At 63.0% G+C, this 24762-nt stretch carries 24 protein-coding genes and 1 pseudogene; 15 read left to right on the top strand and 10 right to left on the bottom strand.

Features of this window, described 5'->3' with window-relative positions:
- Nucleotides 1–28: 28 nt before the first annotated feature.
- Nucleotides 29–3499 carry a carbamoyl-phosphate synthase large subunit gene (gene carB, locus ACS5Q1_RS07925; RefSeq protein WP_473097648.1) on the bottom strand — a complete coding sequence of 1157 codons (3471 nt, stop codon included), beginning with the start codon at nucleotides 3497–3499 and terminating at the stop codon, nucleotides 29–31.
- A 199-nt stretch (nucleotides 3500–3698) separates the two neighbouring features.
- Between carB and ACS5Q1_RS07920 the strand changes: the two genes are divergently transcribed.
- From ACS5Q1_RS07920 to ACS5Q1_RS07910, 3 genes are all read left to right on the top strand, one after another.
- Nucleotides 3699–4490: an SDR family NAD(P)-dependent oxidoreductase gene (locus tag ACS5Q1_RS07920; RefSeq protein WP_473097647.1), complete on the top strand. Its 792-nt coding sequence runs from the start codon at nucleotides 3699–3701 to the stop codon at nucleotides 4488–4490.
- 7 nt (nucleotides 4491–4497) lie between these two features.
- Complete coding sequence (locus tag ACS5Q1_RS07915) at nucleotides 4498–4917, top strand: GtrA family protein (RefSeq protein WP_473097646.1); 420 nt, start codon at nucleotides 4498–4500, stop codon at nucleotides 4915–4917.
- 185 nt (nucleotides 4918–5102) lie between these two features.
- Nucleotides 5103–6338, top strand: a complete 1236-nt coding sequence (locus tag ACS5Q1_RS07910) for an MFS transporter (protein ID WP_473097714.1) — start codon at nucleotides 5103–5105, stop codon at nucleotides 6336–6338.
- On the opposite strand, the gene ACS5Q1_RS07905 is transcribed toward ACS5Q1_RS07910, so the two are convergent.
- From ACS5Q1_RS07905 to carA, 4 genes are all read right to left on the bottom strand, one after another.
- The gene (locus ACS5Q1_RS07905; RefSeq protein WP_473097645.1) at nucleotides 6302–7024 is read right to left on the bottom strand and encodes a class I SAM-dependent methyltransferase; all 723 of its coding nucleotides are present in this window, start codon (nucleotides 7022–7024) and stop codon (nucleotides 6302–6304) included. The two genes, ACS5Q1_RS07910 and ACS5Q1_RS07905, sit on opposite strands and share 37 nt — an antisense overlap.
- 121 nt (nucleotides 7025–7145) lie before the next feature.
- Nucleotides 7146–7694, bottom strand: coding sequence for a cupin domain-containing protein (locus ACS5Q1_RS07900; protein ID WP_473097644.1), 549 nt, complete (start codon nucleotides 7692–7694; stop codon nucleotides 7146–7148).
- 78 nt (nucleotides 7695–7772) lie between these two features.
- Nucleotides 7773–8147 carry a hypothetical protein gene (locus tag ACS5Q1_RS07895; RefSeq protein WP_473097643.1) on the bottom strand — a complete coding sequence of 125 codons (375 nt, stop codon included), beginning with the start codon at nucleotides 8145–8147 and terminating at the stop codon, nucleotides 7773–7775.
- A 121-nt stretch (nucleotides 8148–8268) separates the two neighbouring features.
- On the bottom strand, nucleotides 8269–9480 hold the full coding sequence (gene carA / locus ACS5Q1_RS07890) for a glutamine-hydrolyzing carbamoyl-phosphate synthase small subunit (RefSeq protein WP_473097642.1): 1212 nt from the start codon (nucleotides 9478–9480) through the stop codon (nucleotides 8269–8271).
- Nucleotides 9481–9622: 142 nt separating this feature from the next.
- Here carA and ACS5Q1_RS07885 point away from each other — a divergent pair, with 142 nt between their 5' ends.
- The gene (locus tag ACS5Q1_RS07885) at nucleotides 9623–10081 is read left to right on the top strand and encodes a GatB/YqeY domain-containing protein (protein WP_473097641.1); all 459 of its coding nucleotides are present in this window, start codon (nucleotides 9623–9625) and stop codon (nucleotides 10079–10081) included.
- 1 nt (nucleotide 10082) lies between these two features.
- On the opposite strand, the gene ACS5Q1_RS07880 is transcribed toward ACS5Q1_RS07885, so the two are convergent.
- Nucleotides 10083–10661 (bottom strand): cysteine hydrolase family protein, encoded by a 579-nt coding sequence (locus tag ACS5Q1_RS07880; RefSeq protein WP_473097640.1) that lies wholly within the window; start codon nucleotides 10659–10661, stop codon nucleotides 10083–10085.
- A gap of 116 nt (nucleotides 10662–10777) precedes the next feature.
- Between ACS5Q1_RS07880 and ACS5Q1_RS07875 the strand changes: the two genes are divergently transcribed.
- The 3 genes from ACS5Q1_RS07875 (at nucleotide 10778) to ACS5Q1_RS07865 (ending at nucleotide 13513) form a co-directional block, all read left to right on the top strand.
- Nucleotides 10778–11212 (top strand): Lrp/AsnC family transcriptional regulator, encoded by a 435-nt coding sequence (locus ACS5Q1_RS07875; RefSeq protein WP_473097639.1) that lies wholly within the window; start codon nucleotides 10778–10780, stop codon nucleotides 11210–11212.
- Between the two features lie 1036 nt (nucleotides 11213–12248).
- Nucleotides 12249–12872, top strand: coding sequence for a LysE family translocator (locus ACS5Q1_RS07870; protein ID WP_473097638.1), 624 nt, complete (start codon nucleotides 12249–12251; stop codon nucleotides 12870–12872).
- A 212-nt stretch (nucleotides 12873–13084) separates the two neighbouring features.
- Nucleotides 13085–13513 carry a low affinity iron permease family protein gene (locus tag ACS5Q1_RS07865; RefSeq protein ID WP_473097637.1) on the top strand — a complete coding sequence of 143 codons (429 nt, stop codon included), beginning with the start codon at nucleotides 13085–13087 and terminating at the stop codon, nucleotides 13511–13513.
- 72 nt (nucleotides 13514–13585) lie between these two features.
- On the opposite strand, the gene ACS5Q1_RS07860 is transcribed toward ACS5Q1_RS07865, so the two are convergent.
- A complete protein-coding gene (locus tag ACS5Q1_RS07860; RefSeq protein WP_473097636.1) occupies nucleotides 13586–13990 on the bottom strand; it encodes a VOC family protein in 405 nt (134 codons plus the stop codon).
- 40 nt (nucleotides 13991–14030) lie between these two features.
- On the opposite strand from ACS5Q1_RS07860, the gene ACS5Q1_RS07855 reads away from it, so the two are divergent.
- The 4 genes from ACS5Q1_RS07855 to ACS5Q1_RS07840 all read left to right on the top strand — a co-directional run bounded on the left by ACS5Q1_RS07855 (nucleotide 14031) and on the right by ACS5Q1_RS07840 (nucleotide 19133).
- A complete protein-coding gene (locus tag ACS5Q1_RS07855; protein ID WP_473097635.1) occupies nucleotides 14031–14480 on the top strand; it encodes a hypothetical protein in 450 nt (149 codons plus the stop codon).
- 204 nt (nucleotides 14481–14684) lie between these two features.
- Nucleotides 14685–16577, top strand: a complete 1893-nt coding sequence (gene dnaG / locus ACS5Q1_RS07850; RefSeq protein WP_473097634.1) for a DNA primase — start codon at nucleotides 14685–14687, stop codon at nucleotides 16575–16577.
- A 196-nt stretch (nucleotides 16578–16773) separates the two neighbouring features.
- Nucleotides 16774–18774 carry an RNA polymerase sigma factor RpoD gene (gene rpoD / locus ACS5Q1_RS07845; RefSeq protein ID WP_473097633.1) on the top strand — a complete coding sequence of 667 codons (2001 nt, stop codon included), beginning with the start codon at nucleotides 16774–16776 and terminating at the stop codon, nucleotides 18772–18774.
- Nucleotides 18775–18839: 65 nt separating this feature from the next.
- The gene (locus tag ACS5Q1_RS07840) at nucleotides 18840–19133 is read left to right on the top strand and encodes a hypothetical protein (protein WP_473097632.1); all 294 of its coding nucleotides are present in this window, start codon (nucleotides 18840–18842) and stop codon (nucleotides 19131–19133) included.
- A gap of 17 nt (nucleotides 19134–19150) precedes the next feature.
- Here the strand turns inward: ACS5Q1_RS07840 and ACS5Q1_RS07835 are convergent, their stop codons facing one another.
- Nucleotides 19151–20413, bottom strand: coding sequence for an MgtC/SapB family protein (locus ACS5Q1_RS07835; RefSeq protein WP_473097631.1), 1263 nt, complete (start codon nucleotides 20411–20413; stop codon nucleotides 19151–19153).
- A gap of 179 nt (nucleotides 20414–20592) precedes the next feature.
- Between ACS5Q1_RS07835 and ACS5Q1_RS07830 the strand changes: the two genes are divergently transcribed.
- From ACS5Q1_RS07830 to ACS5Q1_RS07815, 4 genes and pseudogenes are all read left to right on the top strand, one after another.
- The gene (locus ACS5Q1_RS07830; RefSeq protein WP_473097630.1) at nucleotides 20593–20994 is read left to right on the top strand and encodes a CidA/LrgA family protein; all 402 of its coding nucleotides are present in this window, start codon (nucleotides 20593–20595) and stop codon (nucleotides 20992–20994) included.
- Nucleotides 20987–21707, top strand: a pseudogene (locus ACS5Q1_RS07825) (LrgB family protein). The gene ACS5Q1_RS07830 and the pseudogene ACS5Q1_RS07825 overlap by 8 nt, the downstream one beginning before the upstream one ends.
- A 64-nt stretch (nucleotides 21708–21771) precedes the next feature.
- Entirely contained in the window at nucleotides 21772–22263 is a 492-nt protein-coding gene (locus tag ACS5Q1_RS07820; protein WP_473097628.1) for a DUF1801 domain-containing protein, read from the top strand.
- 12 nt (nucleotides 22264–22275) lie between these two features.
- The gene (locus ACS5Q1_RS07815) at nucleotides 22276–22719 is read left to right on the top strand and encodes a DUF1801 domain-containing protein (RefSeq protein ID WP_473097627.1); all 444 of its coding nucleotides are present in this window, start codon (nucleotides 22276–22278) and stop codon (nucleotides 22717–22719) included.
- A gap of 103 nt (nucleotides 22720–22822) precedes the next feature.
- Here the strand turns inward: ACS5Q1_RS07815 and ACS5Q1_RS07810 are convergent, their stop codons facing one another.
- Both ACS5Q1_RS07810 and ACS5Q1_RS07805 read right to left on the bottom strand, forming a co-directional pair.
- The gene (locus ACS5Q1_RS07810; RefSeq protein WP_473097626.1) at nucleotides 22823–23353 is read right to left on the bottom strand and encodes a dihydrofolate reductase family protein; all 531 of its coding nucleotides are present in this window, start codon (nucleotides 23351–23353) and stop codon (nucleotides 22823–22825) included.
- Between the two features lie 156 nt (nucleotides 23354–23509).
- Nucleotides 23510–24634, bottom strand: coding sequence for a serine hydrolase domain-containing protein (locus tag ACS5Q1_RS07805; protein WP_473097625.1), 1125 nt, complete (start codon nucleotides 24632–24634; stop codon nucleotides 23510–23512).
- Between the last annotated feature and the right edge of the window lie 128 nt (nucleotides 24635–24762).

Raw genomic sequence — 24762 nt, 5'->3', positions numbered from 1 at the left:
TCGCAGTTCCAATGTGAGGCCGGATGCCTCAGGCAAAGTATTCCTGAAGCGCCCGGACTTCGAGATCGCCGCTGAGGTATGCCTTGATGCCCTCGGCTGCGGCAATCGCTCCTGCAAGAGTGGTGTAGTAAGGTATCTTATGCAAGAGGGCAGCTTGTCTTAAGGAGCGGGAATCCGAGAGGGCACCAGCCCCTTCGGTGGTATTGAAGACGAGCTGGATATCCCCGTTCTTGATGGCATCCACCACGTGGGGGCGGCCTTCCAGCACCTTGTTGATCCGCGTCGCCTTGACGCCGTTTTCCTCAAGAAACTTCTGGGTGCCGGCGGTCGCCATGACCCGGAAGCCGATCTCCTCGAGCATCCGGACGGTGGGCAGGATGCGGGCCTTGTCCGAGTCGCGGACCGAGACGAAGAGGGTTCCAGTCTTGGGAACCTGGCTGCCGGCGCCGAGCTGGCTCTTGGCAAAGGCCACCCCGAAGCCGCGGTCGAGGCCGATCACCTCGCCGGTCGAGCGCATCTCCGGCCCGAGCAGCACGTCCACGCCCGGGAAGCGGGCGAAGGGGAAGACGGCTTCCTTGACGCCGATATGCGGCAGTTCCTTCGGGGTCAGGCCGAACTTGGCCAGGCTTTCGCCCGCCATGACCCGAGCCGCGATCTTGGCGATGGGCTCGCCGATGACCTTGGCCACGAACGGCACCGTGCGCGAGGCGCGGGGGTTCACCTCCAGCACATAGATCGTGCCGTCCTTGATGGCGTATTGCACGTTCATCAGGCCGCCGACGTCGAGCGCCAGGGCGAGAGCCTTCGTCTGGCGCTCCAGCTCGGCGATGATCTCCGGCGAGAGGGAGCGGGGCGGCAGCGAGCAAGCGGAATCGCCCGAATGGATGCCCGCTTCCTCGATGTGCTCCATGATACCGGCTATGAACACGTCCTTGCCGTCGCAGAGGCAGTCCACGTCCACCTCGATCGCATCCGAGAGGTAGCGGTCGAAGAGGAGGGGGTTTTTGCCCAGAACCGTGTTGATCTGGCCCGTCTTGTCGTTGGGGTAGCGCGCCTTGACGTCGGAGGGGATCAGGCTCGGCAGGGTGCCGAGCAGGTAATCCTCGAACTGGGTCTCGTCGCGAATGATCGCCATGGCCCGGCCGCCGAGCACATAGGACGGACGCACCACGAAGGGCAGGCCGAGATCGGCGGCGATCAGGCGGGCCTGCTCCACCGAATAGGCGATGCCGTTCTTCGGCTGCTTCAAGTGCAATTTGTCGAGGAGGCGCTTGAACCGGTCGCGGTCCTCGGCGAGGTCGATGGCGTCCGGCGAGGTGCCGAGGATGCGCACGTCCGCTTCTTCCAGCGCGCGGGCGAGCTTCAGCGGGGTCTGGCCGCCGAACTGGACGATCACGCCGTGGAGCGTGCCCCTGGAACGCTCGGTCTCGATGATTTCCAGCACGTCTTCCTGCGTCAGCGGCTCGAAATAGAGCCGGTCGGAGGTGTCGTAGTCGGTCGAGACCGTCTCCGGGTTGCAGTTGATCATGATGGTCTCATAGCCTGCATCCTTCAGCGCGAAGCAGGCATGACAGCAGCAATAATCGAACTCGATGCCTTGGCCGATCCGGTTCGGGCCGCCGCCGAGAATGATGACCTTCTTGGCGTCCGAGGGCGTGGCTTCGTCCGCGGGCTGGCCGGCGAAGGGGGCGGCATAGGTCGAGTACATATAGGCGGTCGGGGAGGCGAACTCCGCAGCACAGGTGTCGATGCGCTTGAAGACCGGGCGCACGGACAGAGCGCGGCGTGCCTCGCGTACCTCGGCCTCGGTCTTATGGGCCAGCACCGCAAGGCGCGCGTCCGAGAAGCCCATGGCCTTGAGCTGGCGGAAGGCGCCCGGCGTCTGCGGCAGGCCGTGAGCCTTCACCTTGGCTTCCAGGTCGACGATGTCCTGAAGTTGCTCCAGGAACCAGCGGTCGATCTTGCAGCTCTCGTAGACCTCGTCATGGCTGATGCCGAGGCGAAGAGCCTGCGCGACCTTGAGGATCCGGTCCGGGGTCGGCGTGCCGATGGCCGCCTTGATGGCGTTGCGGTCGTCGCCCTTGCCGAGACCCTCGATCTCGATCTCGTCGAGGCCGGTGAGGCCGGTTTCCAGCGAGCGCAGAGCCTTCTGGAGCGATTCCGGGAAGGACCGGCCGATGGCCATAGCCTCGCCCACGGATTTCATGGCCGTGGTAAGCGTCGGCTCGGCGCCGGGGAATTTTTCGAAGGCGAAGCGCGGGATCTTGGTGACCACGTAGTCGATGGTCGGCTCGAAGGAGGCGGGCGTTGCGCCGCCGGTGATGTCGTTGGCGATCTCGTCCAGGGTGTAGCCGACGGCGAGCTTCGCCGCGACCTTGGCGATCGGGAAGCCCGTGGCCTTGGAAGCGAGCGCGGAGGAGCGCGAGACGCGCGGGTTCATCTCGATCACGATCATGCGCCCGTTCTCCGGATTGATCGCGAACTGCACGTTCGAGCCGCCGGTCTCGACGCCGATCTCGCGCAGGACCGCCAGCGAGGCGTCGCGCATGATCTGATATTCCTTGTCGGTCAGCGTGAGCGCCGGGGCAACGGTGATGGAATCGCCCGTATGCACGCCCATCGGGTCGAAGTTCTCGATGGAGCAGATGATGATGCAGTTATCCGCCTTGTCGCGGACGACTTCCATCTCGTACTCCTTCCAGCCAAGCACGCTCTCCTCGATCAGCACCTCGTTGGTGGGGGAGGCGTCGAGGCCGCGCTCCACGATGTCGAGGAACTCGTCGCGGTTATAGGCGATGCCGCCACCGGTGCCGCCCATGGTAAAGGAGGGGCGGATGATCGCGGGCAAGCCCACTTCGGAGAGCGCGATCAGGGCCTCGCCCATGGCGTGCTCCTGGTAGCGCTTGCGGCGGTCGTTCTCGGCCGCATCCCATTTCAGCTTGTAGGCTGCGATGTGGCGCTTCTTGTCGCCCGGATGCATGTCCATGGCTTCCATGCGCGCGAGCTCGGCGAGATAGGCGTCCCGGTCGCCCTTCTTGAGGGCTGAGGCGTTGGCGAGGCGGGATTTCGGCGTGTCGAGGCCGATCTTGGTCATGGCCTCGCGGAAGAGCTGCCGGTCCTCGGCCTTGTCGATGGCTTCCGCCGTCGCGCCGATCATCTCGACATTGAACTTCTCCAGCACGCCCATCTTCTTGAGCGACAGGGCGCAGTTCAGCGCCGTCTGGCCGCCCATGGTGGGCAGGATCGCGTCCGGGCGCTCCTTCTCGATGATCTTGGCGACGATCTCGGGGGTGATCGGCTCGACATAGGTGGCATCCGCGAGATCGGGATCGGTCATGATCGTCGCGGGGTTCGAATTTACCAGGACGATGCGGTAGCCTTCCTCCTTCAGGGCCTTTACGGCCTGTGTGCCCGAATAATCGAACTCGCAGGCTTGGCCGATGATGATCGGGCCGGCGCCGACGATGAGAATGGAGGAGATGTCTGTCCGCTTTGGCATTGGGCCACCCAGGCGTGTCCAGCCGCGCGGCCGTAAAGCTACGGCGCTTCAAGCGCAGCCGGGATGTGATCGGATTGTAGGTTGAGAGAGGCTCTTACACGGACCTTGAGCAAATTCAAAGGCCTGAGCCATGATTTAGACAGGCAATGCCCATGCGGTACGATCCGTCGGGCTGAATAATGAAAGGGGTTGGGAAAACATGGACACGACCGGAGAGCCGCGCTGGACATTGATCACAGGAGCCTCCAGCGGGATAGGCGCGGAACTGGCCCGCGTCTTCGCCAGCAGGGGCTATCCGCTCGTCCTAGCCGCCCGGCGCCATGAGAGGCTCGAGGCTTTGAGCGCGGAGATCGGCCGGACTCATGGCGTTCCTGTCGAGATTATGGCGATCGACCTTGAGGATCGGGAAGCGCCTCGGGATCTGCATGAAATGCTCCGGGAACGGGGGATCACGGTCCATACCCTGGTCAACAATGCCGGGTTCGGCCTGCGGGGATATTTCACCTCTCTTCCGCACGAGAAGCAACTCGCCATGATCGACCTCAATGTCACGGCGCTTGCCTCGCTCTGCCGCCTGATGCTGCCGGGCATGATCGAGCGGAAGCGGGGAGGGATCCTGAACGTCGCTTCCATCGCGGCCTTCCAGGCCGGGCCTTACATGGCGGTCTATTACGCGACGAAGGCCTTTGTCCTGTCTCTCTCCGAGGCATTGCATGACGAGGCCAAGCCACACGGCGTGACCGTGACCGCCCTCTGCCCGGGGCCGACCGAGAGCGAGTTTTCCGAGACGGCCGGCTTAAAGGATTCGCGACTTTTCAAGGCGGATGTGATGTCCTCCGCCGAGGTCGCACGCGTCGGCGTAGAGGGCTACGAGGCCGGGCAGGCCATCGTCATTCCAGGCGCTAGGAACCGGGTCGGGGCCATAGGGGCCAAATTTGCTCCACGCTTCATATCTCGCAGGATCGCAGGGCTTCTTCAGGGAATGAGGTGACGGGCGGGTGGGAAGCCGCTATCGAGAGGACGTGATCGCGTCTCGTTCCTTCCAGCGCCTTGCCCGCCAGTTCACCGCCTTCTTCGGAGTTGGCCTCGCGGCTGCTGTCGCCCATTACGGGCTCCTCATCGCCCTCGTCGAAGGCGCAGACATCGATCCCGTTCCGGCAACGCTTGCGGGCTATGTGGCGGGAGGCCTCCTGTCCTACATGCTCAACCGCAAGCATACTTATGAGAGCGATCGGCCCCATCGCGAGGCCACATGGCGCTTTGCTCTTGTGGCCCTCGTCGGCTTCCTCGTGACTTGGTTCCTCATGCATGCGTTCACGGTCTGGCTCGACGGACCGTACCTTCCCTCGCAGATCATCACGACGGGTGTTGTGATGCTGTGGAGCTTCATGGCGCACAAAAAGTGGACATTTGCATAGGCCATCAGCAGATCTGAGGCGGATCCGCCACGTTCCAGTCTTCCAGTGCAGCCCTGGCCTGCATTCCGATACATCCCGCGAATCTTTTTGCGGTGCAATATAATCGTCATCGGAGCGGCTTAACGGACTCCGTCGCTCCATCCATCGCCGCATCGCATGAAAATCTTGGGGGCTCCATGTCCGATATGGTCATTGCCGAAGACGTCTGTCTTGCACAGGACAAGGCCCCTGCCGTTCCGCATTCCCGCCTCGCCGTCGCCCTGACCGAGCTGGCGCTTGCGGTCGGCAGCTTCGGCATCGGCACTGGCGAGTTCGCGATCATGGGCCTGCTGCCGAACGTCGCGCAGGAATTCAACATTACGACGCCCGAGGCAGGATATGCGATCAGCGCCTATGCGCTTGGGGTCGTGGTGGGTGCTCCGATCATTGCTGTCCTCGCGGCCAAACTCGCGCGCCAGACGCTCCTCCTGCTCCTGATGGCGGTCTTCGCAGTCGGCAATGCTGTCAGCGCCATTGCGCCGACCTTCGAATCTTTCGTGCTCCTGCGCTTCCTCACCGGTTTGCCGCACGGCGCCTATTTCGGCGTGGCGGCGCTGGTGGCGGCCTCCCTGGTTCCGCCCAACAAGCGCACCCAGGCGGTCGCCCGTGTCATGATGGGCCTGACCGTCGCCACCCTACTGGGTACGCCTGTGGCCACGTGGTTCGGCCAAATCCTGACTTGGCGGCTCGCCTTCGGGGCCGTCGGCTTCATGGGCGCGCTGACCGTGGTGCTGATCTGGCTCTTCCTGCCGAAGGACAAGGTGCAGGAGGGCGCGAGCCCGATGCGGGAACTGGGCGCCTTCAGGCGCAAGCAGGTCTGGTTCACCCTTGGCATCGGCGCGGTTGGCTTCGGCGGTCTTTTCTCCGTTTTCTCCTACATCGCGTCGACTGCGACGGAAGTCGCCGGAATGCCGGACAGCGCCGTACCAGTCATGATGGCCCTGTTCGGCTCCGGCATGATCGTCGGCAATCTCGTCGGCGCCTGGTTCGCGGATCGGAACCTGATGGCGACCATCGGCGGGGTGCTCGCTTGCAGCGCCGTGGTGATGACGATGCTCTGGCTGACGGCCGAGAACCCCTACATGCTCTCGGCCTGTGTCTTCCTGGTCGGCTGCAGCGTTGCTATCGGGCCGGCCCTACAGACCCGTCTGGTGGATGTTGCTGCCGATGCGCAGACTCTGGCGGCCGCCCTCAATCATTCGGCCTTCAACATTGCCAATGCGCTCGGCGCCTGGCTCGGCGGCCTGGCGATTGCGGCAGGTTACGGCTTTGCCTCAACCGGATGGGTCGGCACGGCTCTGGCCGTTGCGGGTCTTGGGGTGTTCGGCCTGTCGCTGGTGAGCGATCAGCGCTCGGTGAGGTCTTCCGTCTCACGAGCCTGAGCAGGCCGTCCCACGAAGGTCATGCGGGCCTGGTTGTGTCCGAGGTTCCGCTCGGCGCGCTCGGGCTCGAATCCGGCATCGTTGAGAAGATCGACAATCTCCTCGTCGCTGTATTGAGAAAGGCCCACTTCCTCACGAATCTTGCGGTATTCCGAGAAGGCGGTGCGGGCGAGGCCGGTCACGGCCGACCGCAGGAAGCCGCCTTGCCAAGCGAAGGAGAGCAGCGCTTTCGCATCGGTGAGCGGGCTGATGTCCGGCGGGATGATGTCGCCCAAAACGAGCTTGCCATTGGCTTTCAGCTTCTCGTGCATGAGCTTTAGAAGCGCGCGGAACTCGTCAAGGGAGAGATACTGGACGAGCGAGTTCACCACGATGAGATCGAGGGAAGCGTCGGCAATGTCGGTGACGTCGTCGGTGGACAGAATAACGATCCGCTCATTGCCCTTGAAACGTTCGTTCAAGCGCTCACGCACCAGTGGCGCGGCATCGCTCAAATAGAGACGGCCGCATTTGGCCGCGATCTTGTGGGCGAACAGCGCCTCGCCGCAGCCGTAATCGAGCATCACCGCATCCGGGGAGGGGATGAGCCCGATGATGTCGCTGGCGATCAGGCGATAATGCAGGAGCTTGTGCCGCTCGCTCGTATAGATCGGCGTGTCCTGGTTCCAGTAATCGCGCCAGTTCATCGGAAGAAATGCCCCACGAAGTTCAAGATGTCGCTGAAAGCGAGCTTCGAGTCATGGGGCCAGCCACGCGATTTAGCAACCTCCCGCCGTGGGGCGCCGGGCAGGAGGCTGTCCGCTCCCCTCAGCTCCAGAGCTTCATAAGCGGCCCATCGGCTCCGTCCACCGGGTCGGCATCCGGCAGAGGCACTTGCGCGATGCGCTGCTGCGATATGGCGAGGGTGCCTGGATCGTCGCGGATGGTGTCGTAATCGGCACCTCCCGGATAGGCGCCAACCACAGAAAAGTCGTCGCTTGCATTGATGCAGGCATGGGCGACGCCGGCAGGGATGATCACCACGTCACGGGCACTCACGGCCACGAGATCGCCGTCCTCGCCGCCGAAGCGGACCTGGGCCGTGCCCGAGACGATGCCGAGTACCTCGTGGGTGTTGGAGTGGTAGTGGTGATAGTCGTGGATGCCGTTGAGCCAGGCATTCGTCCAGCCGTTCTTGGCAAAGGTCGTCTTGAAGGTCCTGACCGGATCGTGGTCGGAGGGCGAAATCGCCCCGCGTCGCACGATCAGCGGCAGGGACGAATTCGGGACGATGCCGTTGTTGCGGAAGACGTAAGTCTCCGTGCCGAGCGGCGCGTTGTAGCCCTGCGGATCGCCATATCCTTTCGCCTGAGCCATGTTTCTCTCCCTTCAAATCGGGGAGGGAACGCTTGGTCCAGGCGAAAGATCGAGCGGGGCTGTTCGAAACCTGCTGCCTTACATGCCGATGAGCATGGCCGCGACGGCGCGGTCGATGGACAGGTAGAACATCCCGAAGGCGACGGCCGCCGCGATGGCGAACTCGATGATCTGGTTCTTGAAGATGCGGAACTGGGCGAAGAGGTTCTGACCGAAGATCGAGATCAGCCAGGCCGTCGTGAGCACCACCGGAAAGATAAAGAGATAGGACCAGGTGCTCTCGACCGTGCCGATATTGGTCGGGTCGATCAGGGGGCGGATGTTGCGCACCCACGGAGCGTAGATGGCCGCGTAAAGCGAGGTCAGCCAGGACAGCGTGACGGCGATGCCGAGATGGAACGTGAACAGGTTGTGCAGTCGGCTGAACTCGCCGGAATCGTCATCGAAATCCATCGTAAAACCCCCAAAGCAATAACCGGAATCATTTTGTTTTTATGGTTAATGATCGGTTACCGTGATTTGGGAGGCTGGCGCAACCGATGCGTTTGTCGCGGCGCCAGCCTTCACAAATTTGTTAGGCGCGAGCCTTCTTCTCATCCATCAGCTCAACGAAGCGGTCGAACAGGTAATGGCTGTCCTGCGGGCCGGGCGAGGCCTCCGGGTGGTACTGCACCGAGAAGGCCGGGCGGTCGGTGAGCGAGATGCCGCAATTGGAGCCGTCGAACAGGGAGACGTGAGTTTCCACGGCGTTCTTCGGCAGGGTCTCCGGATCCACCGCGAAGCCATGGTTCATGGAGGTGATCTCGACCTTGCCGGTGGTCTTGTCCTTCACCGGATGGTTCGCCCCATGGTGGCCCTGGTGCATCTTCTTGGTCTTGGCGCCGACAGCCAGGCTCAGCATCTGGTGGCCGAGGCAGATGCCGAAGGTCGGGATCTTCTCGTCGAGCACCTTGCGGATCACGGGCACGGCGTATTCACCGGTCGCTGCGGGATCGCCGGGGCCGTTGGAGAGGAACACGCCGTCGGGCTTCAGAGCCAGCACGTCTTCCGCCGAGGCGGTCGCGGGAACCACCGTGACCTTGCAGCCGGCGCGAGCGAGAAGGCGCAGAATGTTGCGCTTCACGCCGTAATCGATGGCGACCACGTGGTGCTTCGGTGCGCCATCCTGGTGGCCGTAGCCTTCGCCGCGCGTCCAGGTGGTCTCGTCCCAGTCGAAGCGCTGGGCGCTGGTCACGAGGGGCACGAGGTCGAGGCCGTCCATGGAGGGGAGGGCGGCGGCCTTGGCCTTTAAGGCGTCGATGTCGAATTGACCCTCCGGATTGTGGGCGATGACCGCGTTCGGCATGCCCTTGTCGCGGATGAGCGCGGTCAGCGCCCTTGTGTCGATGCCGGAGAGGCCGACGATGCTGCGGGCCTTGAGCCAGGCGTCGAGATCGCGGGAGGCGCGCCAGTTGGACGGTTCGGTGATGGTCGCCGCCAGCACGACGCCGCGCACGCCCGAGGACGAGGCGGCGTTGACGCTCTCGATGTCTTCCTCGTTGGTGCCCACATTGCCGATATGCGGAAAGGTGAAGGTGATGATCTGGCCGGCATAGGACGGGTCGGTCAGGATCTCCTGGTAGCCCGTCATCGCGGTGTTGAAGCAGACCTCGCCGGTCGCTTCGCCGACGGCGCCGATGCCGAAGCCTTCGAGAACCGTTCCGTCCTGGAGCACGAGAACCGCGGTCGCGCGCGGCTCGGCCCAGCCACCCGAGAGGGACCCGGTGGCGTCTTTGTCTTGCAGCATCGTCATGATCTCTTGTAAGTCCGGGGCCAACAGGCCGTACTTGAGCAGGCCATACCCGGGCCGCCCTTGAACTACCCCCGTGACTTAAGGGGCCGTTCGCGTTCCGTCAACGCTCAAGTGACTTGAAACCAAGGAGAACTCCATGCTGCGCGAACGATTCACCGCCGAGATGAAAGAAGCCATGAAGGCTGGCGAAAAGGGCAAGCTCGGTGCCATCCGCCTGATTCAGGCGGCCCTCAAGGACAAGGACATCGAGGCCCGGGGCAACGGCAAGGAGCCGCTGTCCGACGAGGAAATCCTGGCCCTCCTGCAGAAAATGGTGAAGCAGCGCCAGGAATCGATCGCCATGTACGAGCAGGGCGGGCGCACCGAGCTCGCCGATCAGGAGAAGAACGAGGTCGCGGTGATCTCCTCCTACCTGCCGCAGCAGATGGACGAAGCCGAGACCAAGACGGCCATCGAGGCCGCCATCGCTGAGACCGGCGCCGCCTCCATGAAGGACATGGGCAAGGTCGTCGGCGCCCTGCGCGGAAAATATGCCGGCCGCATGGACTTCGCCAAGGCAAGCGGCCTCGTGAAGGACATGTTGCCGAAGGGCTGATTCAAGCGGCGGCCGGGTTGGCCAGTGCCAGCGTGGCCAACAGGTCCTGGGTGGTGACGATCTTGGCGAACTCGAAGCCCAGCGTTGCCACGTGAGCCTGATGGATTGCTCGGGCGGGGATGATCCCGCCCGCGCCGTCAGGCAGGTCGAAGCAATCGCAGGCATCCTCGACGAGGATCATGTCATAGCCGAGATTGGCCCCGACCCGCACCGTCGTCGAGACGCACATATCGGTCGAGATGCCGAAAACCACGATTGTGCGGATGCCGAGCCGCCTCAGGCGCAGGTCGAGATCCGTTCCGATAAAGGCTGAATTGACGCCTTTCGAGATCACGGGTTCTCCGTCGCGGGGCTCGAAGCCCGGCCGGAACGCGTTGCCGGGCCGATCCGGCGCGAGGGTCGATCCCGGCGTGACGGAATCGTGCTTCACATGGATCACGGGAAGTCCCGCTGACCGCCATGAGCCTAGGACGGCTTGCCCATTGCGGTCGCAGGCGTCGTTCCAGCGACGCGGCCAGGAAGGCTCGTCGAAGGCTCGTTGCATATCCACCGGTAGAAGAACGGTATCGGCAAAAGTCATGGGACATCTCCTTGTGCCCTCGTCTTCGCGCTTTTCTCTGCCGGTTTCGCTCGACAAGATGACCGGCCGACCGACGAAATGCCGGTCGTAGGACCTGCGAGGCGGATCTTTTCGGAATGGTACTGGACGACAAAGACAAGATCCTGATCGCCGCCCTGCGGAGGAACGCGAGAGAAAGCCTCGTGGGCCTTGCCCGCAGCGTCGGGCTGTCGCGCAGTGCCACGCAGGAGCGGATGCGTCGCCTGGAGCGGGAAGGGATCATCAAGGCCTACACGGTCGAGCTCGCCTCGGAGCACGATCCGGCCGTGCGCGCCATGATCGCCGTCACCTTCGAACCCGGCTTTCGCTGCAAGCAGGTGGTGCCCCGTCTCGCCGGAATTCCGGAAATCGTCGCCTGCCATTCCCTGACGGGCTCCATCGACCTGATGGTCAACGTGTCCTGCGACTCGAACGCCGCTCTCAACCGGATCAGGGACGTGGTGGCATCCGTGCAGGGTGTGGCTACCGCCACGACCCATATCGTTCTCGCAACGGAATGGGCACGGGATTAGTCGCTCCCGTCAGCCCCATGACGGCTTTTCGCTTGTCATCACCCGCCTTGGGCCGGTGATCCCGATGGGTTGGGGCAGGGCGCTTCCCACATTGATGGCGACACAAGGCCGGCCATGACGGGCGCGGGTGACGATGGGCCTGTCAAAGAGCCAGCGCTTTCGGGCCCGCAGTCTGCGCTGCGAGCCTGAGTGGTGATCGAGGGTGGCGCGACAGGCAGCCCGGCTCGATGTCTGATGGTGAAGGGAAGAGCCGAACTGTCTCTTCGCGCACGGCTTGTTGAGGCGGACAGGAGAGGCCGGCTCAGTCAACCGCCGCAGGCGGTGACCGTCTGCGCGACGGCGGCCTGCGACCGATCCCGACCACCAACCCACATCCTGGGCCTCCCGTCACCCGCACCTGCGTTCAGTGCGTGCACGGGACCGTGCCTGCTCCCACACTGCGACGCCTCGCGAGCGCGCCCCTCGCCAGGAGCAGATCTGAGGCAATGATATAGCCAAGATTGGGAATGATGTCAAGAACAAAGAGGGAACATTGCACTCGCCTTCATCGCGTCATGGCCGGCCTCGTGCCGGCCATCCCCGTCTTTGCCGCGTTGCGGTTCCCAAGGCGTGGATCCCCGGGACTGATCCCCGGATCAAGTCCGGGGACGGGGATGACGGCGGAGGGGCGGCTCCAGCGTCATTCCCGACCGGAGCACAGCGGAGGGGAAGGGAATCCATGGCACTGCGCGTCTGAGTGGATCCCCTCCCTCGATTGCTCGCCGGGGATGGCACCAGCTATTCCGATGCGGGAAGCGCCGTGCTTTCCCATCGGGGTCACCGGCACGTGGCCGATAATGACGTGAGAGGCGTTATTTGCGGCGAGTCCCATCGTGGATTTCTCGGCCTTCCTCCTGAGGGCAGAGCCAAAAAACACGGGAAAATGTGATTTGATCGGGACAGACATTCCGTTCGGAGATTTCCTGCGTATCGTGCTAAAAGGCAGCTCCCTTCCCGCATCCGACGATGCGCCCACACGAATGAGCGTCGGTGACCCATGAGCCTTGAACTCTGGTTGATCTATCTGGTTGCCGCGATCGGCCTTTCGCTGACGCCGGGGCCGAACGGTCTGCTGTCGTTGACGCACGGCGTCTGTTACGGCTTCCGGCCCACGATCTATACGGTGCTGGGTGGTGCGCTCGGCTTCTTCATCCTTATTGCGGCATCGCTGGCCGGCATGGGGGCGCTGCTCGCAGCTTCCGAGCAGGCCTTCACGATCGCCAAGTGGATCGGCGCCGCCTATCTCGTCTATCTCGGCATCCGCATCTGGCGGGCGCCCGCTTCCGTCCTGGACGTTGCCGCGCAGGACGAGGGTGTACGCAGGGCGAGGCCGCTCTGGATGTTCAACCAGGGCTTCCTGGTGGCGGTGTCGAACCCAAAGGCGCTGATCTTCTTCGCGGCCTTCCTCCCGCAATTCATGGTCCCGGGCGTGTCCTTTCCCATCCAGCTTGCGGTGTTCGGCGGCACCTTCGTGGTGGTGGAGATCGTCTACGAGCTACTTCTCGCCATCATGGCGCAGCGCATCGCTCCCTGGCTGACCCGTCATGGGCGGTGGTTCAACCGTGGCGCGGGCGCGACCTTCGTCGGCATCGGCGCGGCGCTGACGACGGCGAGTCGTTAGAGCATCGGACCCAAAAGTGGACCCACTTTTGGGATCAATTCCGATGCTCCTTTTCTTGGCTGGCGCATCGTTGGCGCGGAAAACCGGATCCACTTTTCGCTGACGCGGCCCTCTGGGTCCGCACGATGCGCTAGAGGTCGCGAGCGACGCCCCCGTATTGAACGGAAAAGCCACCTCGACCGTTGTGATTCCGCAAACGCCACGGAGTCGCGATGGATAAATTCTTCGCCAAGTTCGCCAACGCGACGGCCCACATAGCGGGAACCCCGATAGTGTTCCTGGCCTGCGTCGTCGTCGTGTTGGTCTGGGGGATGTCAGGCCCCTTCTTCGGCTTCTCGGAGGATTGGCAGCTGGTGATCAATACCGGAACGACCATCGTGACCTTCCTGATGGTCTTCGTCATCCAGAACACGCAGAACCGCGACAGTGCTGCTCTTCAAACCAAGCTGGACGAGTTGATCCGGACGTCGAATGCGGACGACGTGTTCATGGGAATCGAGAAGCTGACCGATAAGGAACTGGAAGTTCTCCACGAGCGCTGCGAGCAGATGGCCAAGGAAAGCCAGGTTGCCTTGCAGAAGACCAAGGCCGAACGCGCCAAGCGGGCGAGCAAGTCGGATACGCGCCGGCGCAGCGCTTAAGCTCAAGTCGCGATACCGGAGGCCACCGGTCGTCTGGCTTCGGGCCCGCTTATGGCCGTCCAGGGATGAACTTTATGGGCGGCCATCCGTGAATTGAACGAGATCCCACAGATTGCCGTACAGATCCTTGAACACGGCAACGATGCCGTAGGAGGCGTGCTTCGGCTCCCGGATGAATTGAATTCCTGCCTCGATCATGGCGGCGTGGTCACGCCAGAAATCGTCGGTCCGCAGGAACAGGAAGACGCGGCCGCCGGCTTGGTTGCCGATGAAGGTCTCCTGATGGGCGGAGGATGCACGCGCCAGAAGCAACGACGTGCTTCCGCTGCCCCGCGGCCGGACGATCACCCAGCGCTTGTTCTGCTCCGGCTGGTAGGTGTCCTCGACCAGTTCGAACCGAAGCTTATTGACATAGAAGTCGATGGCCTCGTCGTAGTCACGAACGACGATGGCAATATGCGCGATACCCTGGTTCATGACGCTCCACCCACCTCCACTGACGCAGATTGGAACGTTCATGGTTCTCGATGAACAAGGACCTTTGTCTTATCCACTCGAATATCGTCTCGCCATGACGGCTCTTCCGCTGCGGCCGGTCCCGTCAGGGATCCTTCGAAGCCCCCACGCGAGAGGAGCGATCAACGCGCTCGTCATCCAGAAGGTCGTGAAAGCTGATTCGAATCCTGCTGGCGTGTTGGGTTTGGTTGGCCGCGGCCCCGAGACCGATAAGCACGTTCATCTCGCCCACGAGACACCCGGCACCGTCCGCAGATCTGAGCCGGACTTGGCGGTGCCGCACCCGCGCTTCGAAGTCGTTGAGGAGGAACAGGGTCTCGGGATCGATGTCGATATCGATGTGACCGTAGCGTTTGCCATCCCCACCGGTTGCTACTTCGAAGCCGGCCAGAAGGTGCTGGAACTCCGCTGGCCATTCGACGATGGGGTTTTGAGTGAGCGGCATGGGTAGCCTCGAGCTTGAAAATCCTTTCCCGTGAAAGGCTTCTATCTAATCAAGCGAAGGCCACGCTTCGTGGTTCCATCGACCCCGGTTGAGACGTGTCCCACAGACGCGCCCCCTGTGGATTGCGGGCACAGGAAAGCGTGGCCTTTCTGTTTTTAACTCCGCCGTGACCGCCCTAGTTTATGGAACAGGTTTGGAGATTCACGCCTCGTGCGCTACCCGCCTCAAATCCTCGAAGAGATCCGCGCCCGGCTGCCGACCTCGGCCGTCGTGGGTAAGCGCGTGCGCCTTAAAAAAGCGGGGCGGGAATGGAAGGGGCTGTCGCCCTTCAACGCGGAGAAGACGCCGTCCTTCTACGTGAACGACCAGAAGCAGTTCTATCACTGCTTCTCCTCCGGCAAGCACGGCGACATCTTCACCTTCCTGATGGAGACGGAGGGGCTCTCCTTCCCCGAGGCCGTGGAGCGGCTGGCCGGGGAGGCGGGGGTGCCGCTGCCGAAGCTCTCCCGCGAGGACCATCAGGAGGAGGTCAAGCGCAAGAACCTCCATGACGTCATGGAGCTGGCGGCGAAGTTCTTCGAGTCTTCGCTCCAGGACCGCTCCGGCGCCAAGGCGCGGGATTATCTCGCCGGGCGCAGCTTAAGTCGCGACACGCAGGTCCGCTTCCGTATCGGCTATGCCCCGTCCGAGCGCTATGCCCTGAGGGACCATCTCGCCGGCAAGGGCGCGCCGGTCGAGATGATGGTGGAGGCAGGCTTGGTTCATGCGGGCGAGGAGGGGAAGATCCCCGCCGACCGCTTCCGCGACCGGGTCATGTTCCCGATCTGCGACGTGCGCGGCCGGGTCATCGCCTTCGGCGGCCGGGCCATGAGCGCCGACGTTCCGGCGAAATACCTCAACTCGCCCGATACGCCGCTCTTCAACAAGGGCCGGCTTCTCTACAATTACCACCTCGCCCGTCAGCCGGCCCACGACCGGGGCACGGTGATCGCGGTCGAGGGCTATGTGGACGTGATCTCGTTGAGCGCGGCGGGCTTTCCCCATGCGGTCGCGCCGCTCGGCACTGCGCTCACCGAGGACCAGCTTACGCTGCTCTGGCGCCTCGCCGAGGAGCCGATCCTCTGCTTCGACGGCGACAAGGCCGGGCAGCGGGCGGCCTATCGGGCGCTCGATGTCGCCCTGCCCAATCTGATGCCGGGCAAATCCCTGCGCTTCGCCATGCTGCCGGAAGGGCAGGATCCGGACGATCTGGCGCGTGCGGGCGGAAGTGCTGCGGTGGAGCGGGTGCTCGCCTCGGCGCGGCCTCTGGTTGATGTTCTCTGGACGCGGGAGTTCGAGGCGGGCCCCCTCGATACGCCCGAGCGGCGGGCAGCCCGGGAGCGGCGCCTACGCGAATCACTGGCACTGATTCGCGACGAAACTCTCAAGAAATACTACCGGGAGGAGGTCGAAAGCCGCCTCGCGGCCCTCAGCCCCGACACCCGGCCGGGCCGTTTCAACCGCCAGGGTGGGGGCGGGCGGCGGGACTTTCAGAAGCCCCAGCCGATGACGCCGAGCGCCCGCCTGAGCGTCTCGCCTCTGCTCGCCCGCAACCCGCTTTTTGCCGGCAGCACGGCCGAGAGTCCGCGGGAGGCGATGATCCTCTGCACCTTCCTGGTGCATCCGGAACTCATCCAGAATCACGCAGAAACCCTTGCAGATCTTGAACTTGAGGGTCGCTCCACCCAAATGGTGCGCAGTCTCCTGCTCGATGGAGCGGCGAGCGGCGAACCAACTGATCTGACGGTCATGAAGGCCCGCCTCGAACGGGCCGGCCTGACGCCGGCGGCGGATCGGTTGACGGTTCTGGTCCGTCCCGGCGACCGATGGATGCTGGATCCGCATGCGGATCCCTTGCGGCTTGAGGACGCATTGAGGCAAGCCATCACCTTGCATCGCCGCGCACGCACGTTACATAGCGAACTTCGAGCTGCTGAGCGCGCACTCGCCGAAGAGGACAACGAGGCCAATCTCGCCTGGCTGCGAGAGGTCCAAAACCAACTGTCCTCCGTCGAGGGTGCCGAGGCCGACATGGACAAGGCAGGGATCCCCGGGGGTCACTGATGTCCTTATACGTCAGAGTGCGGCAAGCCAGGCGGTTGCGGCAGTTTGAGCAGGGGATGGTTAACGGTTAGTCAAGCGACTCACTGTTTATAGTCGGAAATGAATTTCGGGTGGCGGAGCTCTAAAGGCTTGGCCGCCCATTCGCGCATCGCGGGTCCTGTAGGGGGGATGAGCGGGCGCTGGAGTTGAGCAAAGCATGGCGACGAAGGCAACCGAACGGGACGAAGGCGAGACGGCAGCTCCGGAGCAGCAGAGCGACGGGCCCCTGCTCGACCTGAGCGATGCCGCCGTTAAACGGATGATCAAGCTCGCGAAGAAGCGCGGGTATGTCACTTATGACGAATTGAACGAGGTTCTGCCTCCGGAGGAGTTCTCCTCGGAGCAGATCGAGGACGTGCTCGGCCAGCTTTCCGAGATGGGCATCAACGTCGTCGAGTCCGAGGAGACCGACGAGGGCGCCCAGCCGGAAGCGGACGAGGAGGAGGCCGAAGGCGGCGACCTCGTCGAGGCCTCGCAGACCCGCGCCGTCGTGGTGCGCGAGACCACGACCAAGGAGCCGACCGACCGTACGGACGATCCGGTGCGCATGTATCTGCGCGAGATGGGCTCGGTGGAGCTTCTCTCCCGCGAGGGCGAAATCGCGATCGCCAAGCGCATCGAGGCCGGCCGCGAGGCCATGATTGCAGGTCTCTGCGAAAGCCCGCTGACCTTCCAGGCCATCATCATCTGGCGCGACGAACTCGTCGAAGGCCGGGTGTTGCTGCGCGACATCATCGACCTCGAGGCGACTTATGCCGGCCCGGACGGCAAGGGCGCGCCCAAGGTCGATGCTCTCGGTGAAGGCGAAGCCGAAGCCGAAGAAGCCGCCGAGGGCGAGGAGGGCATGACCCCGCCCGAGGGCGACCTCGACGACGACGACATGGAGAACAACGTGTCGCTCTCGGCCATGGAGGCCGAGCTGAAGCCGCGCGTGCTCGAGACCTTCGACTCCATCGCCGACAACTACAAGAAGCTGCGCCGCCTGCAGGTCGAGCATGTGGAGCAGCGCATGCAGAACAAGCAGCTGACCCCGGCCCAGGAGCGCAAGTACAAGGAACTCAAGGCGGATATCGTCACGGCGGTGAAGTCGCTGTCGCTGAACAACAACCGCATCGAGGCCCTGGTCGAGCAGCTCTACGACATCAACAAGCGCCTCATCTCCCATGAGGGCCGCCTGATGCGCCTGGCCGAGAGCCACGGCGTCGCCCGCGAGGAATTCCTCAAGCATTACCAGGGCTGGGAACTCGACCCGAAATGGGTGCTGCGCGTCTCCAAGCTCGGTGGCAAGGGGTGGAAGGATTTCGTCGCCAAGGCGAAGGACGGCATCCACGACCTGCGCGAGAACATCCATAACCTGGCGAGCGAGACCGGCCTGGAGATCCAGGAATTCCGCCGCATCGTCATGATGGTGCAGAAGGGCGAGCGCGAGGCCCGTCAGGCGAAGAAGGAAATGATCGAGGCGAACCTGCGCCTCGTGATCTCGATCGCCAAGAAGTATACGAACCGCGGCCTGCAGTTCCTGGACCTGATCCAGGAGGGCAATATCGGCCTCATGAAAGCGGTCGATAAGTTCGAGTACCGCCGCGGCTACAAGTTCTCGACCTATGCCACGTGGTGGATCCGTCAGGCGATCACGCGCTCCATTGCGGATCAGGCCCGCACGATCCGCATTCCGGTGCACATGATCGAGACGATCAACAAGATCGTCCGCACATCGCGCCAGATGCTGCACGAGATCGGCCGCGAGCCGACCCCGGAGGAACTGGCCGAGAAACTCGCCATGCCGCTGGAGAAGGTGCGCAAGGTCCTGAAGATCGCCAAGGAGCCGATCTCGCTCGAAACGCCCATCGGTGACGAGGAGGATTCGCACCTCGGCGACTTCATCGAGGACAAGAACGCGATCCTGCCCATCGATGCGGCAATCCAGTCGAACCTGCGCGAGACGACGACCCGCGTTCTCGCCTCGCTCACGCCGCGCGAAGAGCGCGTGCTGCGCATGCGCTTCGGCATCGGCATGAACACCGACCACACCCTCGAAGAGGTCGGTCAGCAGTTCTCCGTGACCCGCGAGCGTATCCGCCAGATCGAGGCGAAGGCCCTGCGCAAGCTGAAGCATCCCTCGCGGAGCCGGAAGCTCCGGAGCTTCCTCGACAACTAAACGAATTGAAAAGGCGGGTTTCGGACCCGCCTTTTTCATTGATTGTTATTTGTTGAGGGTAGTGTGTGGACGAGAGCACGTTCGAAGCGTGGTATGATCTTGCTGACAACAGCGTTGCCTTGCTTCCCTTAAGCGAAATTCGTCGGTTGCAGTCTATCGGGTATTGGTTGAAGGAACCGGTTTTTCTTCATCAAATCCAGGCCGAGTCTCTTGAGACTGCTGTCGAGATTCATGAGGAGAAGATGGATTGGGATAGTTTCTGGGCTCAGAAGGATGTTCTTGCCAACTGCCCTCAATGCACTGTCCGCTACTTCGCGCGCCGCTCCGTTTCATGCCCTCGTTGCGAGAGCAATCCCTGAATATCGAGCTTTAATTATCAGCCGAAGAACATGAAAGCCGCGCCGCCCGCCACTATCGCCGCGGCACTCGCGGCCGAGACGATCCAGCCCGCTTGGGTGCCGCCGAGACTGAACGTCATGCCCGCCTTTACCGCCGTGTTCACCGCAACCGCGATGGCGATGCCGAGCGCCGCCGTGTGGACCGCAATGCCGCCGCTGTTGGCGAGACGCGCGAGGGAAAGCGTGATCGCGTCCACATCGGCTATGCCGGAGAGGGTGCCCAGGATGGTGATGCCGACATCGCCCGCGTAGGTGCTGATGATCTTCGCGAGCAGGCTGATCACGGCGATCAGGCCAGCGAGCTTCAATGCGGTGCCAAGCTCGAAGGGGCTCTTCATGGTGAGTTGAGGACTCTCCGTGCTGCCCCGCCCATGGGTGAAGAAGAGCAGCCCTGCGACCGCGATCATGACGATCCCCGTCGCGCCGAGTGGCCATGCGAGCGGAAGAAGCAGCGCGTTGTTCAAAGCGCTCGCCACGACGAGCACGCGCCCGACCATCACCGATCCGGCGAGAAGAATGCCGCCAGCGAGAAGCGGGCTCGCAGTCGGATGCTCGCGCGCCATGCGGGCGAGGGTGACGGTGGTTGCGGTGGAGGAGGCCAGACCGCCGGCAAGCGCCGCGAGCGCGACGCCCGCTTGGCTCCCCATGATCTTCACGGCGATGTAACCGGCAAAGGAGATCGCCGCGATGATGATGGCAAGCAGCCAGATCTCTGCCGGATTGACGGAGTCCCAAGGATCGACGGTCCGGTCCGGCAGCAGGGGCAGGGCGAGGAACGTCATCGCGAGAAGAATGAGCGCGGAGCGGATCTCCAGCCATGTCAGACGCCTGACCCAGCTGTGCAGCGGCTGCTTGAGAGCCAGGATGAGCGTGACGACGACGCCGGCCGCCGTTGCGATCTCAAGATTACCGAGAACCGCATAGGCGCCGAGAGAGAAGGTGATGAGCCCGGCGATGACGCCGGTGACGCTGAAGTTCTCCTCCGCCTTTGCTTCCAGCCAGGAGAAGGCGCTGAAGGCGAGCGAGAAGCCGAGGAAGGAGAGAGCCAGAAAGACGACATTGGTGTGGGTCGTCAGGATAGCGGACAGGGCGCCGAGAAGGGCGATCAGCGTATAGGTCCGCAGGCCGGCGGTGCGCTCTCCCTCCGCCTCCTCGCGCTGCTTCCAGCCCCGCTCCAGGCCGATGAGCAGCCCGATGGCCAGAGCAACGACAAGACGGAAAAGCAGAGACGTGTCGTTCATGGCACTTGAGTCACTCGGCCGGCCAGCCTGACAGATCGCGGTTACCGACCGTTCCTTGATTGTTTAGCACGGGCAACTTTCGAGCAACAGTCTAGCTTTCTCAAACGCGCCCATCGATGCTTTGCATGGGCCCTCTGCCGCGATACCTGTGGTGGGCGTTCCGCTCTCGAGGCCTGCTCATGATCGTCAGTCTGACCATTATCCTCCTCTGCCAGTTGCTTGGTGAGGTGGTCGCCCGCGGCTTCGGTTGGTCGTTGCCGGGGCCGGTGCTCGGCATGCTGATTCTGTTGGTGTTCCTGAACCTACGGGATCGGATCAGGACGAAGGTGCCGGAGTTCGGCAGGACGCTCGACGCGACAGGGAAGGGGCTGTTGGCCCATCTCTCGCTGCTGTTCATTCCGGCGAGCGTCGGCGTGATCCAGCGACTCGACGTGCTGGCCGATTACGGCGTCGGCCTTGCCGTCGCTCTCGTGGTCTCCACCTTCGTCACGCTCGTCGTGACCGTCGTCACCTTCGTGGTGGTGTCGCGCCTCAGCGGCTCCGCGATGGAAACGGCCGAGGAGGGCAAAGCCCGTGACTGATCAGGCCTTCTCCCTCTGGGTCTATCTCTCGCAGACCCCGCTGCTCTGGCTTGTGGTGACGCTCGGTGCCTATGTCATCGCGGATCGCATCTCGCTTACCTTCAAGCGACATCCGCTCTTCAATCCGGTGCTGATCTCCGTGGTGACGGTCGCCCTCGTGCTGTGGGTCACGGGTACGTCCTATCCGGTCTATTTCGAAGGCGCGAAGTTCGTGCATTTCCTGCTCGGTCCCGCGACGGCCGCGCTCGCCATTCCACTTTACGAGAACCGGCACATCGTGCTGTGCTCCATCGTGCCGATGGTGGTGTCGCTCGTCGTGGGGTCCGTCACGGCCATTGTGTCGGCCGTCGCCGTCGCGCAGCTCTTCGGCATTCCCAATCCCATCCTCATTGCGCTCGCGCCGAAATCCGTCACCGCTCCCGTGGGCATGGGCATCACGGAAGCGCTCGGCGGCGATCCGGCGCTCACCGCTATCCTGGTGATGCTCACCGGCGTCACCGGCTCGATCATGGTCACGCCCCTGATGAATGCGTTGCGCATGAAGGATTGGCGTGCGCGCGGTTTTGCAGTGGGACTTGCCTCGCATGGCATCGGGACGGCGCGCGTTTCAGGCCAATTCGCTTGCCGGCACCTTTGCCGGCATCGCCATGGGCCTCAACGCGCTCGTCACCGCGCTGCTTCTGCCGCTGGTGCTGAGGCTTTTGCTGGATTAGGCCTTGTTTACACAATAGCAGTACCATGGAGCGCGATAGCATGTCGCCAATGGGGAATGGACCAATGACCGATCCTGCGCTCAAGAGGACGTCTAAGAAGCCAGCGAAGGACGCAAAATCAGCCGAGGCGAAGCCAGTCGCTGTGAACGCCGGGGAGCTGGTTCTTCTCTCGGGCGGCAACCCTCAGATCGCGAAGGGATACGGCGATGCGCCCGTGCAGGCCTATATCGCGGCGATGCCGGGCTGGAAGAGCGATGTCGGGCGCCGGCTCGATGCGCTCATCGTGCGCACCGTTCCCGGCGTGCACAATGCGGTCAAATGGAACTCGCCGTTGTACGGCGTCGAAGGTCAGGGATGGATCCTCAGCATCCATTGCTTCGCGAAATACATCAAGGTGGCTTTCTTCCGCGGCGCGTCGCTGAATCCTGTCCCTCCCGAAGCGTCCAAGCACAAGGATGTGCGCTACTTCCACATCCATGAGCACGACCAACTGGACGAAGCGCAATTCGTCTCCTGGGTGAAGCAGGCCAGCGAATTGCCCGGCGAGAAAATGTAGGCGGCAACAATCATGACGACGATGAAGACCGTTTCGCAGGACGCCGATAAAGGCGCCTCTGCCTCTCAGCTGATCGATGCGAAGATCAAGGAACTGAACGATTGGCGTGGTGAGACGCTCAAGCGCCTGCGCGCCCTCATCAAGCAGGCCGATCCCGATGTGATCGAGGAGGTGAAGTGGAGGGGCGTTCCGGTGTGGTCGCATGCCGGCATCATCTGCACCGGCGAGACCTACAAGAGCGCCGTGAAGATGACCTTTGCGAAAGGGGCCTCGCTCGATGATCCATCCAGCCTTTTCAATGCGAGCCTTGAGGGCAATACGCGGCGCGCCATCGATTTTCATGAAGGCGATGCGATCGATGAAGAGGCATTGAAGGCGCTCATTCGTGCGGCTGTGGCGCTGAACGTGGCGAAGAAGGTGGGCAGCCGTAAAGGGAAGTCGGCGGCTGAAACATAAAAACGCAGGCACCGCTTTTCCCTCATGCGAGGTGGAGCAGATGTGCGGGGGCCATAGGACTCTGGCAGGTCGCACCACGTACGAACGTCGGGTTAGTCCGCGACTATGCAGGAACGTATGTTAACCTGATCACGTCCCCACCAATGCGATCGCTTGCCATGAGGCGCAGCGGCGGCCGCGGGCCGGCGAAGAAAGGCTTGCCGCGACCAAGCACGACGGGATTGATGTACAGTCGATATTCATCGACCAGACCAAGTTCGGTCAGACTTTGCGCTAGCTCAGGTCCGGAAACTTCAATCTCCCCGTCCAGTTGGGCCTTCAGCCCGCGGATCGCCGCCTCGATGTCTTCCCCAATAAGAGTGGCATTCGGGCCGACGGACTTCAGCGAGCGCGATGCGACCCATTTCGGTTGGCTCCGCCACGCCGCTGCATAGTCGCGTTGCGCCTCGTCCCACTCGGAATGGTCTTCGTCCCAATATCGCATCACCTCGTACATGCGGCGACCGTACACGCTGCCGGCCAGGCCGCGCACGTCGTCGATGAAATGACGAAAGAGCGCAGGATCAGGCGCAAATTCCATGTGATCGACATAGCCGTCCAAGGACTGGTTCAAAGCGAACACCAGCTTCGCCATGCTGCAGGATCTCCCTAAGTTCCTCAAAAAAGGCTTGGGCCGATGCTATGCAGAAATGAAGTCTGTTACAATCTGGCCGCTGCTTCCTTGGTGAGTCCAATAACAGGGTCCACTCTCCGATCCTGACCCGCAGTTCCTCGGACAACACGCCTTTGCCTAAAGTGGCTTCTCCGTCTGCGAACCGTTCGTCCCCAAGCTGCCCGTCGTCTCGCTTTGTCTCGGCAGGAACGCCGGAACGATGCCGTTCGTGACGAGGGCATGAAGCTGCCCGACATAATTGTCTTCACGCGACGGCTCGGTCGAATTGGAGGTCATGACAACCGTGAGCCCGAGGCTCGGGATGACGTAGAGCATCTGTCCGCCGAAGCCCCAAGCATAATGGGCTCTGTGCCCGTGCATCTCGCGCATGAACCAGCCATAGCCGTAAGCATTGCCGGTGAAGGGCGAGGAGGTGCGCGGCGTCCAGGATTCCCTGATCCAGTTTTCCGGCACGACGCGCTTGCCGTCGATCATGCCGCCCTGACGATACATCTCGCCGAAGCGCAAAAGCGCGCGCGGTGAGAGCGCCATCTCGTTGCCGCCGAGATAGATGCCCTGCGGATCGCGCGTCCAGGGTGCGACATCGACTTCGAGCGGCTCGCCGAGCCAGTCGCGCGCCAGCTCCAGCGTGCTGCGCTTCGAGGCCCGTGTCAGCGCAGCCGACAAGAGATGCGTACTGCCGGTCGAATAGAGCATGCGCCCACCGGGCTCGTCGATGAACGGGCGCGAGAGAATGTAGCGCACCCAATTGTCGCTGCTGATCCATGCGCCGTAGTTGCGGCCCGAGGTGCGCCCCAGCCCGGCCTGCATGGAGAGCAGATGGCCGATGGTGACCTGCCGGATCCGCGCATCGGCATCGGAGGGAATGCTTTGCCCGAGGATCGAGGCAACCGGCTGGTCAACACCCTTGAGAACGCCGCGCTCGATAGCGATGCCGACCAGAGCCGACATGATGGTCTTCGAGGCGGACTTGATGTTTGTCGGACGGTCAAGCCGTGCACCGCTGAATCCCCGCTCCACCAGGACGCTTCCATTGTGGGACACGATCAGGGAACGGAGGTTCGGAAGGTCGCTGGCGCGCGTGGCCGCTTCTTCGATCAGCTTCGCATCGGGTACCGGCGCCGGTGGAGGGGAGGCGGGCTGGGCCAATGCGCCAACGGCGCTGGTCAGCATCAGGAGAAAAGCCAAACCGGCTTTGGGGAGGGTGAAGCTTGAGAGGCAGAGCATAGAGAGTTCTGACATTGTGTTGCTGTCGGACAAGAACCGAGATGGACGGGCGTTCCGGCGGGGCAACACCTCACACGCCATTGTGAGCATCGGCCATCCATGCGGCAGCTCGCCCCCAGCCCTGCGCCGGCGGCATTGGTGCC

Source organism: Microvirga sp. GN3 (assembly GCF_055792825.1).
The sequence above is the reverse complement of the archived record's forward strand: the minus strand, read 5'-3'. Positions and strand labels throughout refer to the sequence as shown.

Excerpts from the sequence above, each read along its gene's own strand:
- ACS5Q1_RS07920 (WP_473097647.1), top strand. The coding sequence starts at position 3,699 with ATGGACACGACCGGAGAGCCGCGCTGGACATTGATCACAGGAGCCTCC.
- ACS5Q1_RS07810 (WP_473097626.1), bottom strand. The coding sequence starts at position 23,353 with ATGGCGAAGCTGGTGTTCGCTTTGAACCAGTCCTTGGACGGCTATGTC.
- ACS5Q1_RS07895 (WP_473097643.1), bottom strand. The coding sequence starts at position 8,147 with ATGGATTTCGATGACGATTCCGGCGAGTTCAGCCGACTGCACAACCTG.
- rpoD (WP_473097633.1), top strand. The coding sequence starts at position 16,774 with ATGGCGACGAAGGCAACCGAACGGGACGAAGGCGAGACGGCAGCTCCG.
- ACS5Q1_RS07830 (WP_473097630.1), top strand. The coding sequence starts at position 20,593 with ATGATCGTCAGTCTGACCATTATCCTCCTCTGCCAGTTGCTTGGTGAG.
- ACS5Q1_RS07880 (WP_473097640.1), bottom strand. The coding sequence starts at position 10,661 with ATGACTTTTGCCGATACCGTTCTTCTACCGGTGGATATGCAACGAGCC.
- carB (WP_473097648.1), bottom strand. The coding sequence starts at position 3,499 with ATGCCAAAGCGGACAGACATCTCCTCCATTCTCATCGTCGGCGCCGGC.
- ACS5Q1_RS07835 (WP_473097631.1), bottom strand. The coding sequence starts at position 20,413 with ATGAACGACACGTCTCTGCTTTTCCGTCTTGTCGTTGCTCTGGCCATC.
- ACS5Q1_RS07815 (WP_473097627.1), top strand. The coding sequence starts at position 22,276 with ATGACGACGATGAAGACCGTTTCGCAGGACGCCGATAAAGGCGCCTCT.
- ACS5Q1_RS07820 (WP_473097628.1), top strand. The coding sequence starts at position 21,772 with ATGACCGATCCTGCGCTCAAGAGGACGTCTAAGAAGCCAGCGAAGGAC.
- ACS5Q1_RS07875 (WP_473097639.1), top strand. The coding sequence starts at position 10,778 with ATGGTACTGGACGACAAAGACAAGATCCTGATCGCCGCCCTGCGGAGG.
- ACS5Q1_RS07865 (WP_473097637.1), top strand. The coding sequence starts at position 13,085 with ATGGATAAATTCTTCGCCAAGTTCGCCAACGCGACGGCCCACATAGCG.
- ACS5Q1_RS07870 (WP_473097638.1), top strand. The coding sequence starts at position 12,249 with ATGAGCCTTGAACTCTGGTTGATCTATCTGGTTGCCGCGATCGGCCTT.
- carA (WP_473097642.1), bottom strand. The coding sequence starts at position 9,480 with ATGCTGCAAGACAAAGACGCCACCGGGTCCCTCTCGGGTGGCTGGGCC.
- ACS5Q1_RS07900 (WP_473097644.1), bottom strand. The coding sequence starts at position 7,694 with ATGGCTCAGGCGAAAGGATATGGCGATCCGCAGGGCTACAACGCGCCG.
- ACS5Q1_RS07860 (WP_473097636.1), bottom strand. The coding sequence starts at position 13,990 with ATGAACCAGGGTATCGCGCATATTGCCATCGTCGTTCGTGACTACGAC.
- ACS5Q1_RS07885 (WP_473097641.1), top strand. The coding sequence starts at position 9,623 with ATGCTGCGCGAACGATTCACCGCCGAGATGAAAGAAGCCATGAAGGCT.
- ACS5Q1_RS07905 (WP_473097645.1), bottom strand. The coding sequence starts at position 7,024 with ATGAACTGGCGCGATTACTGGAACCAGGACACGCCGATCTATACGAGC.
- ACS5Q1_RS07855 (WP_473097635.1), top strand. The coding sequence starts at position 14,031 with ATGGTTCTCGATGAACAAGGACCTTTGTCTTATCCACTCGAATATCGT.
- ACS5Q1_RS07910 (WP_473097714.1), top strand. The coding sequence starts at position 5,103 with ATGGTCATTGCCGAAGACGTCTGTCTTGCACAGGACAAGGCCCCTGCC.
- ACS5Q1_RS07805 (WP_473097625.1), bottom strand. The coding sequence starts at position 24,634 with ATGTCAGAACTCTCTATGCTCTGCCTCTCAAGCTTCACCCTCCCCAAA.